Consider the following 8,737-nt stretch of genomic DNA (forward strand, 5'->3'; position numbering starts at 1 on the left):
GTATTAYACGACCCGATCCGTCAATCCGCTGACCGGCAAGCAGTCCATCGTCGCCTTGTGCCGGAAGCTGTTGAATGTGCTGTTTGCGATTTGTACGAAGAAACAAGCGTTTGACGCGGAGCGAATGAAACAGGACGTCTTGTCCCAGGTGCAACGGGCGGCCTAAGGCCTCCCCCTGCGAACGGAAGAATCGTTGGACAACGAGATGACACCGGAGAAGCTGGCGTGATTTTATCCATTCGACCTTGAGTCCCCAAAGGAGCTTGGCCGGCCTCCGCCTGATGACGAGACCGAACGAGGGAATGTTGGCGCGAAGACGCCCGGAGACATGGGAGGGTTCGTCCTCATCAGCGACGCGGAGATCCAAAGGGTGCATCGAATACGCTTCCCCCCACGGCAGGAAAATATAACCAGCCGTGGCCGCGAAGCGCACCCTAGGTCTGTAAGATATCCACAAAACTGAAAAAGGATGTAAGAGATTTTGTCGAAAAATATTTTTTGGACACCCCTGAGGGGCCGAAAAGCCTTGATAAATCAACATTTCTAGAGGGAGGCCGTATTATGCTATCTCACGAGAAACAAAACATAATCGATTGGATCGAGATGGAGAAAAAAGAAATTATTGAATTTCTCCGCGAGTTGGTCGCCATTCCTTCAGACAATCCACCTGGTGATTGCTATGCCATTGCCCAACATATCTATAAGCGGTTGCAGCAATTTTCCTTTTATGATGCCGAGCTGCTGGAGGTGGAGGCCGAGAAAGTAAGGGAACGAGGGATGATACGGGTAGCGAACGTCGTAGCAAAAACGACGTTTGGATCTGGCGATGGCCCAGAAATTGTCCTCAACGCCCACGGGGATGTCGTAGCCCCGGGGCTTGGCTGGACGTATGATCCGTATGGCGGGGAAATTGTCGACGGGAAAATATACGGGCGCGGAGCAGCGGTATCGAAATCGGACATTGCCGCCTATACGTTTGCAGTCATGGCACTTCGGCAAGTGGGTGAAAAGCTTTCGGGGACCGTCTCGCTTGCCTTTAACTTTGATGAAGAAACAGGCGGAGAAATTGGCCCGAAATGGATGATAGAAAACGGGTATATTCAGCCGTCTATGGCGATTTCAGCTGGATTTACGCATTCGATTGTCAACTCTCATAACGGTTGCCTTCATCTTGAAATTCGCACGAAAGGCAAGTCGGCCCACGCAGCGGCGCCATATACAGGGTATGATGCCGTTGAGGCGATGACGGGCGTATTGCAGGCCCTTTATGCTTATCGGGAAACGTTGCAACAGAAACGTTCGGTGGTTCCGGGGATTGATTCCCCTACTTTAGTTGTCGGGTTGATTTCGGGGGGGATTAACACGAACGTTGTGCCTGACCAATGCGCTATTCGCATTGATCGCCGCTTGATTCCTGAAGAAGACGGAGAGCAAGTGGAAATGGAGATTCGACAGTTAGTCAAACGGGCAGCCGAGCGCTATGAGGGGATTGAAGTAGAATGCGATCGAATTCTTTTGGCCAAAAGTTTTGAGCCGACACCGTCCGATTGCCCGCTCATTCAAACGCTTGTGGCAAATTGGAAGGAAATCATGACAGGAGAACCAGAAATTCATGGAATTCCGCTCTACACTGATGCACGGCACTTTGCGGAAGCGGGTGTTCCGGTTGTACTATTTGGCGCTGGTCCGCGCACGTTGCTTGAAGCGAACGGCCATCGGGCGGATGAACACGTTCGGATAGATGATTTGATTGCAGCAACCAAAATCGTGGCTCTTACGTTGTATGACTTGTTGCGGAAAGAGGAGTAAACGAGTCCGTCTTATCAGCGTGGAGCAGTTCGGAATAGTATTAAATAAGGGAAAAGGCCATCACGCGGAGGTTTCTTGCTCAAGAGTATCCGTCGTTTTTTGAAAAGCCGGTTGACTTCTTCATGCTATAGAAGTGGAGAGATAAACTTAGTCAGAAAACGGTGAGGAAAGGCAGGCGAAAAGGGGCTGGCCCAAAAGGGGAATTTTCCTCAAACAAAACACGACATATTGTTTCTTTTCTTAGTGATTGCTTTATGCCTATATACAGTAATAAGAAAGGGTGTTCCAATCCTTTTTGGGACACCCTCACTTTTTTTGTACGCTTGGTATGGTGCGGCGTTACAAAAGAAAAGTCTTCAATGGAGGATGGTGAGTGCCTATCATTAGTTGAAAGTTTGTTTTGTATTCATTTTATGTTATAATCATGTAATAAAATATTACATAAGGAGTGACACTCATTGATTTTTGCGAGACGTGCGGAACGAAAAATAAAGCGCGAACTGGATCAGCCTCGACGTGAGGAAACGCAGGGAGGACCGCAACAAATTGCAAGGCAAATTGTTGTGGCGGTTGATCAGCTCAAAGCAGCGATGGAACAGATGAAGATGGCGGCACTTTCGCTGAATGACATTTCCGATTCAAGCCGGAATAGTGCGGCAGAGCTGATGGACCATAGCGAGAAAACGGTGGAGTATACGGAAAAAGTGGCGAACAAAATGCGAACAATCGAGGAGGCGGCTAGGGAAATCGCTGCATCTTCACGTGATATGTATGCGAGCAGCCAGCAGTTTTCCGAACATTGGCTGCATTCATGGAATTCATTGGAGACGTTGCAAAAAGAAATTCGAACACTGCGCTCCCACCATGAAACGTTATTGGAACAAATGGACCATCTCGTTCATCATTCGCGACGCATCAATGAAATTATATCAGCGATCGGCGAGATTTCGCAGAAAGCGTCGAACAGATTTTACGCATTAATGAAGCGCTGCAAAAGACAGCGGAGGAGCTGCAGCAAACGGTCGGACGTGATTGGATGAGAGAAACGATTTCTGTCGATGATGCGGTCGTGAAAAACACGATTCAGAAACTATCGGCTTTGCTTCAGTCAGCTCCGTTGGAACAAATGGATGAGGCCATGCATCAACGCGTGCTGGATCGATTTTTATCTGAGAATGGAGAGATTGAGGCTGTCTGGTCGAATCGTCTTGATGGGGCGTTTGTCTATTCGAATCCGCCGGCGGGCTTGGTCAACGCCAAAGTCCGGTCGTGGTTTCAGGAAGCTTGTAGAGGAACAGTGTATGTTTCCGATCCGTATGTATCGGCATTGACGAAACATCTTTGCGTCACGGTGTCCGCTCCCATTAGGGATCATAACGGTCAAATTGTCGGGGTCATTGGAGTGGATTTGTCGCTTGTGAAATGAACGCTGCCCCAAAAAGGTGCATGTGTGCCTTTTTGGGGCATGTTTTGTTTTTCGACCTGGCTGATTGGTCGGAAGATGATTGATAATAAATATAACAAAAATGTGTAATAAAATATGACAAATATGTTGAGTCCGTGAAACGTGGGCCTTATACTGCTAATCAAGAACAAATCCTCAACGTGGAGAACATGCATCGCTTTTGAGGAACAAGGGAGGGAGGCCGCTTTGCCAGATGAACGAGGTATAGGGACTCATTGATTTTCAAAATGAATAGGGGGAAGGGTGTGCGAATGAAACCAACATTCATGCGGAAATTATGGTTGCTTTTATGCATCAGCGTTTTTGCCCTGGGGGGATGTGCGGCGTCATCAGCAGTGGATCAAGCCAAAAACGAGAATCAAAATGATTCATCTTCGGCTGGCAAAGAAGGGGATGTGGTCAAAGTAGGAATCCTGCACTCGTTAAGCGGAACGATGGCCATCAGTGAAGTGTCGCTGCGCGATGCCGAGTTAATGGCCATTGAGGAAATCAATGCATCGGGCGGGCTGCTCGGCAAGAAAATTGAACCGGTTGTGGAAGATGGGGCGTCGGACTGGCCGACGTTTGCCGAAAAGGCGAAAAAATTGCTGCAAAAAGATCAAGTGGCCGCCATTTTTGGCGGTTGGACATCGGCGAGCCGCAAGGCGATGCTTCCGGTTGTGGAGCAAAACAACGGGCTGCTTTGGTATCCGGTGCAATATGAAGGGATGGAGTCGTCTCCGAACATCTTTTACACTGGGGCGACAACGAATCAACAAATCGTTCCAGCGGTCAGCTGGCTCCTGAAAAACCGCGGCAAGACGTTTTTCTTGCTTGGATCGGATTACGTCTTTCCGCGGACAGCGAACAAAATCATCAAGGCCCAGTTGAAGGCCGAAGGTGGGCAAGTGGTCGGGGAAGAATATACGCCGCTCGGCCATACCGATTATAGCACCATTATCAGCAAAATCAAACAAGTGAAACCGGCTGTCGTCTTCAATACGCTCAACGGCGATAGCAATGTCGCCTTTTTCAAACAGTTGAAAGACGCTGGCATCACACCGAAAGACGTGACGGTGATGTCCGTCAGTATCGCGGAAGAAGAAATACGCGGGATCGGGCCGGATGTGTTGGCTGGTCACTTGGCTGTGTGGAACTATTTTCAGACGACCGATACACCGGAAAATAAGGCGTTTGTACAAAAGTATAAAGAAAAGTACGGGCAAGACCGCGTGACCGATGATCCGATTGAAGCGGCGTATACAGCCGTTCATTTATGGGCCGAAGCAGTGAAAAAAGCCGGCTCCTTTGATGTGGATCAAGTGAAAAAAGCGGCGGCCGGCCTTGAATACAAGGCGCCGGAAGGAACGGTGAAAATTGACGGGGAAACGCAGCATTTATGGAAAACGGTGCGCATTGGTGAAATCCAAGCGGACGGACAATTCAAAGAGTTATGGAATTCCGGTCAGCCGGTGAAGCCGGATCCGTATTTAAAAAGCTACCCATGGGCGAAAGGATTAAGTGAATAGTTCACTTGGAAGGAAGGGATTTCCTTCCTTCTCGCCCAGCGGACATGAGAGGGGGACGGCGATGTTTATTGACCAATTATTCAACGGGCTGAGCGTCGGTTCGATTTTGCTTTTGATCGCCATTGGGTTGGCGATCACCTTTGGATTGATGGGCGTCATCAATATGGCGCACGGTGAACTGATGATGGTCGGCGCGTACACAACCTACGTCATTCAACAAATCTTTGCCCATCATGTGCCGCAATCAGCGGGGATGTACTTTGTCATTGCCATTCCGTCGTCGTTTCTCATCGCTGCCTTGCTTGGGTGGGGGTTGGAAAAAAGCTTGATCCGCCATTTGTACCACCGCCCGCTGGACAGTTTGTTGGCGACATGGGGGATCAGTTTGATTTTGCAACAGACGGCCCGTCTCATCTTTGGGGCGCCCAACGTGGCGGTTGTGCCGCCAAGCTGGCTGGATGGTGGAATCCGCTTGTTTGGGGCGGTGTTTCCGTATAAACGGTTGTTTATTCTCTGTCTTGTATTGGCGATCGTGTTCTTTCTTTATATGTATTTAACGAGAACAAGAGCTGGCCGACGCATTCAGGCTGTCACCATGAACCGGTCGATGGCAGCCTGCCTCGGCATTGCCACGCAGAAAGTTGATGCATACTCGTTTGCGATCGGTTCAGGATTGGCGGGGGTGGCGGGATGTGCGTTGACCTTGCTTGGGCCGATTGGGCCGACGATCGGCACGTACTATATTGTCGATGCGTTTATGGTCGTCATTTTAGGGGGAGTGGGAAAACTGGCCGGGACGCTGCTGGGAGCGTTTGGCCTCGGCTTAATCTCCACCTTTGTCGAATATTCCACAAGCGCCACCATCGCCAAAGTCATTGTGTTCGTTTTGATTATTGCGTTCTTGCAATGGAAACCGTCCGGTCTTCTTAGCGTGAGAACGCGGTCGCTCGATTGAGGGGAGGGAGCATGGTGAACAAACGTTGGGGATACTGGCTGTTTTTCGTTGCTTTGTTTCTTGCGCCATTTTATTTAACGGAGTTTCGCCTGTCTTTGCTTGGCAAATTTCTTTGCTTTGCCATCGTGGCGGTCGGCATTTCTCTCATTTGGGGCTATACCGGCATTTTGAGCCTCGGCCATGGGGTGTATTTTGGATTGGGTGCTTATTGCATGGCGATGTATTTGAAGCTCGAAGCTTCGCAAGGGCATTTGCCTGATTTTATGGAATGGAGCAGCGTGCGCGAACTGCCGTGGTTTTGGAAGCCGTTTGCGCATCCTGTCGTGGCCATCGCCGCCGCGATCGTCTTGCCTACATTGCTGGCTGCCCTATTAAGCTATTTCACGTTTAAAAATCGGATTCAAGGCGTCTATTTTTCTCTCCTTTCCCAGGCGGTTGTTGTCGTGTTTGTTACGCTGTTTATCGGCAAGCAAGAATGGACGGGTGGAACGAACGGCTTGACCAATTTTTCGACCGTGTTCGGCTTTTCGTTATCATCGCCGCTTACGCAAATTGTGTTGTATTGGCTGACAGCAGCTGTTCTTGCCCTCATTTTCGTTATGACGCGCCGTCTAACGACTGGTCGGCTAGGAAAAGTGCTCATTGCCATTCGCGACGCTGAAAATCGGGTTCGTTTTTTAGGGTTTAATCCGACCGTCTATAAAGTGTTTGTGTATAGTTTGTCAGCCGCCTTTGCCGGAGTGGCAGGCGCATTGTTTGTCCTGCAAGTCGGGCTCATTTCCCCGGAGATGATGGGGATTATTCCTTCAATCGAAATGGTGCTGTGGGCTGCTGTCGGCGGACGCCACTCGCTCATGGGCGTGATTATGGGCGCGATCGTCATGAACACGGCGAAAAGCTTTTTAAGCGAAAATTATCCAGATCTATGGCTGCTTTTGTTAGGCGCCTTGTTTGTCGTTGTTGTGCTGTTTGTTCCGAAGGGATTGGCGGGCATTTATGAATCGCTCGCTGCCGTTCGCATCAAAGAAAAAAGGGGGCATGAATGTGAAGCCCGTGTTGATGTGTCGTGACGTCGTCGTTGACTTCGATGGATTTCGCGCTTTGCAAGGCGTCGATCTCGCGGTTTACCCCCATGAAGTGCGATTTTTGATCGGTCCGAACGGAGCGGGAAAAACGACGCTGCTCGATGTCATTTGCGGGCGGACGAGAGCGACGGACGGCCGAGTGCTGTTTTTCTCCCATGACATCACGAAACGGCCCGAATATGAAATTGTGCAAATGGGGATCGCCCGGAAGTTTCAAAGCCCTTCCATTTTTCCGTTTTTGACGGTGTGGGAAAATATGGAGTTAGCCATGCGACAAGATCGGCGTCTGCGTTCCGTTTTGCGGGCGAAGTTGACTGGAGAAGAGAAAGAAATGATGGCAGCACAGCTAGAGAAAATTGGATTGCTCGATGAACGTCATCGCTTAGCGGGCTCACTGTCTCATGGCCAAAAGCAGTGGTTGGAAATCGGCATGCAGCTCATTCAGCGTCCGCAGCTCCTCCTATTGGATGAGCCGATCGCCGGCATGAGTGCGGCGGAGCGGGAGCGCACGGGGGAATGGCTCCATGAAATGGCCGAACATTGTGCGGTCATTATTGTCGAGCATGATATGGACTTTGTCCGCCGCTATTCCAAACAAGTGACAGTCATGCATGAAGGAAAAGTATTGTGCGAAGGATCGATGGATGAAGTGCAGCAAAACGAACAAGTGATCGATGTGTACCTTGGAAGGGGGAAAAACGCGTGCTGCGCCTCCGGGATGTAACGGCTGGCTATGACGGAAGTGTGGTGCTCGATCATGTTGACATGGATGTTCCTCTTGGTCGGGTGACGGCGGTGTTGGGCAGAAACGGAGTCGGAAAAACGACGTTGATGAAAACGATCATCGGGTTGATTCGCCCGATGTCAGGCGTCGTCGAATGGGAGGGGGAAGATATCACGCGATGGCCGCCGGAGCGGCGGGCGCGAGCGGGGATCGGCTATGTGCCGCAAGGGAGGGAAATTTTTTCGGCGTTGACGGTGGAGGAAAATATTCTTCTCGGGCTGGAAGCGCAGGCCGAAAAAGTCCGTCCCCAGCCGACTCTGGATGAAATGTACGCGCTGTTCCCGATTTTAAAAGAGATGCGCCAGCGAAAAGGAGGAGATTTAAGCGGCGGACAGCAGCAACAGCTGGCCATTGCCCGCGCGTTGGCCGGCCGGCCGAAACTGCTCTTGCTTGATGAACCGATGGAAGGCATTCAGCCCTCGATCGTTGCGTTGATTCATGATGCGATTATGAAAATTGCCAAAGAAAAGCAGGTTGGCATCATATTGGTCGAACATAACGTGGAGCTGGCGTTTTCTTGTGCCGATCGTTTCTATATTTTGGATCGCGGTGCTGTCGTGGCGAAAGGGGATGTCGATGGGGCTGATTTGACTTATATTCAATCGTTTCTTGCTGTTTAAGCAGCAGACAGCGGTGTTAGCGAATGAGAGATTTTTTGAACCTGCGAGTATAGTCGGGAGCATTCAGGTAGCGTCAAAAGTTCTATGAAAACTCCACACAGATCATCCCATTGAGCATCGTGGGGCATGCGGAGGGCCGGATTCGCCCTTGACCAACACCCGCCAAAGGTGCGGAAGAGTCGTCAAGGGCGACGGGGACAAAAAAGAAGGCAATAAGAAAGCCGCCCTTGCCATGACCGAATTTTACCTTTGGCGGTGTTCGGTTGGTCAAGGGTTCGCTTCGCCGAATCCGGCAGGAGTTCTGTTCAACGGGCTCCGGAGGACAAAAAAGTCAGGCCGCCTCTTGTTGGAGAAACGCTTGTGCCATGGCGATCAGCTTCGTCCACCGGGCCGGCATATGCGGAAGATCCGCCAGTTCCGGGATGACGACCGGCACCCGGCCTTCGAGCGCGCTGTGTGGGCGCAGAAAGTTGAAATACGCCACAAACAGCGTCACAAAGGACACCGAGCC

8 protein-coding genes and 2 pseudogenes are annotated in these 8,737 nt (G+C 50.6%); 9 read left to right on the forward strand and 1 reads right to left on the reverse strand.

The features are described 5' to 3' along the window. From AP057_RS16850 to urtE, 9 genes and pseudogenes are all read left to right on the forward strand, one after another. A pseudogene (locus AP057_RS16850) lies at positions 1 to 166 on the forward strand (IS110 family transposase); the annotation flags it as partial. 395 nt (positions 167 to 561) lie between these two features. Continuing rightward, positions 562 to 1,809 carry an ArgE/DapE family deacylase gene (locus AP057_RS01350; protein WP_055357883.1) on the forward strand — a complete coding sequence of 416 codons (1,248 nt, stop codon included), beginning with the start codon at positions 562 to 564 and terminating at the stop codon, positions 1,807 to 1,809. A 458-nt stretch (positions 1,810 to 2,267) separates the two neighbouring features. After that, entirely contained in the window at positions 2,268 to 2,849 is a 582-nt protein-coding gene (locus tag AP057_RS17660) for a hypothetical protein (RefSeq protein WP_235468426.1), read from the forward strand. After that, positions 2,846 to 3,235 carry a PDC sensor domain-containing protein gene (locus tag AP057_RS17665; protein WP_235468428.1) on the forward strand — a complete coding sequence of 130 codons (390 nt, stop codon included), beginning with the start codon at positions 2,846 to 2,848 and terminating at the stop codon, positions 3,233 to 3,235. The genes AP057_RS17660 and AP057_RS17665 overlap by 4 nt, the downstream gene beginning before the upstream one ends. Before the next feature lie 290 nt (positions 3,236 to 3,525). Continuing rightward, positions 3,526 to 4,782 carry an urea ABC transporter substrate-binding protein gene (gene urtA, locus AP057_RS01360; protein ID WP_055357884.1) on the forward strand — a complete coding sequence of 419 codons (1,257 nt, stop codon included), beginning with the start codon at positions 3,526 to 3,528 and terminating at the stop codon, positions 4,780 to 4,782. 61 nt (positions 4,783 to 4,843) lie between these two features. Beyond that, complete coding sequence (gene urtB, locus AP057_RS01365; protein WP_055357885.1) at positions 4,844 to 5,737, forward strand: urea ABC transporter permease subunit UrtB; 894 nt, start codon at positions 4,844 to 4,846, stop codon at positions 5,735 to 5,737. Between the two features lie 11 nt (positions 5,738 to 5,748). Beyond that, positions 5,749 to 6,807 carry an urea ABC transporter permease subunit UrtC gene (gene urtC, locus AP057_RS01370; protein WP_055357886.1) on the forward strand — a complete coding sequence of 353 codons (1,059 nt, stop codon included), beginning with the start codon at positions 5,749 to 5,751 and terminating at the stop codon, positions 6,805 to 6,807. Further along, positions 6,782 to 7,546 (forward strand): urea ABC transporter ATP-binding protein UrtD, encoded by a 765-nt coding sequence (gene urtD / locus AP057_RS01375; protein ID WP_055357887.1) that lies wholly within the window; start codon positions 6,782 to 6,784, stop codon positions 7,544 to 7,546. Before urtC ends, urtD begins: the two co-directional genes overlap by 26 nt. Then, a complete protein-coding gene (gene urtE / locus AP057_RS01380) occupies positions 7,525 to 8,226 on the forward strand; it encodes an urea ABC transporter ATP-binding subunit UrtE (RefSeq protein WP_055357888.1) in 702 nt (233 codons plus the stop codon). Before urtD ends, urtE begins: the two co-directional genes overlap by 22 nt. Positions 8,227 to 8,557: 331 nt before the next feature. Here urtE and AP057_RS01385 read toward each other — a convergent pair. After that, positions 8,558 to 8,737: pseudogene (locus tag AP057_RS01385) on the reverse strand (transposase); the annotation flags it as partial.

The organism is Geobacillus sp. Sah69, assembly GCF_001414205.1.
GTDB classification, from domain to species: domain Bacteria; phylum Bacillota; class Bacilli; order Bacillales; family Anoxybacillaceae; genus Geobacillus; species Geobacillus stearothermophilus.

Bases quoted from the DNA above. Each gene is read 5' to 3' on its own strand.
- AP057_RS01350 (WP_055357883.1), top strand. From the start codon at position 562: ATGCTATCTCACGAGAAACAAAACATAATCGATTGGATCGAGATGGAG.
- AP057_RS17665 (WP_235468428.1), top strand. From the start codon at position 2,846: ATGAGAGAAACGATTTCTGTCGATGATGCGGTCGTGAAAAACACGATT.
- urtA (WP_055357884.1), top strand. From the start codon at position 3,526: ATGAAACCAACATTCATGCGGAAATTATGGTTGCTTTTATGCATCAGC.
- urtB (WP_055357885.1), top strand. From the start codon at position 4,844: ATGTTTATTGACCAATTATTCAACGGGCTGAGCGTCGGTTCGATTTTG.
- urtC (WP_055357886.1), top strand. From the start codon at position 5,749: ATGGTGAACAAACGTTGGGGATACTGGCTGTTTTTCGTTGCTTTGTTT.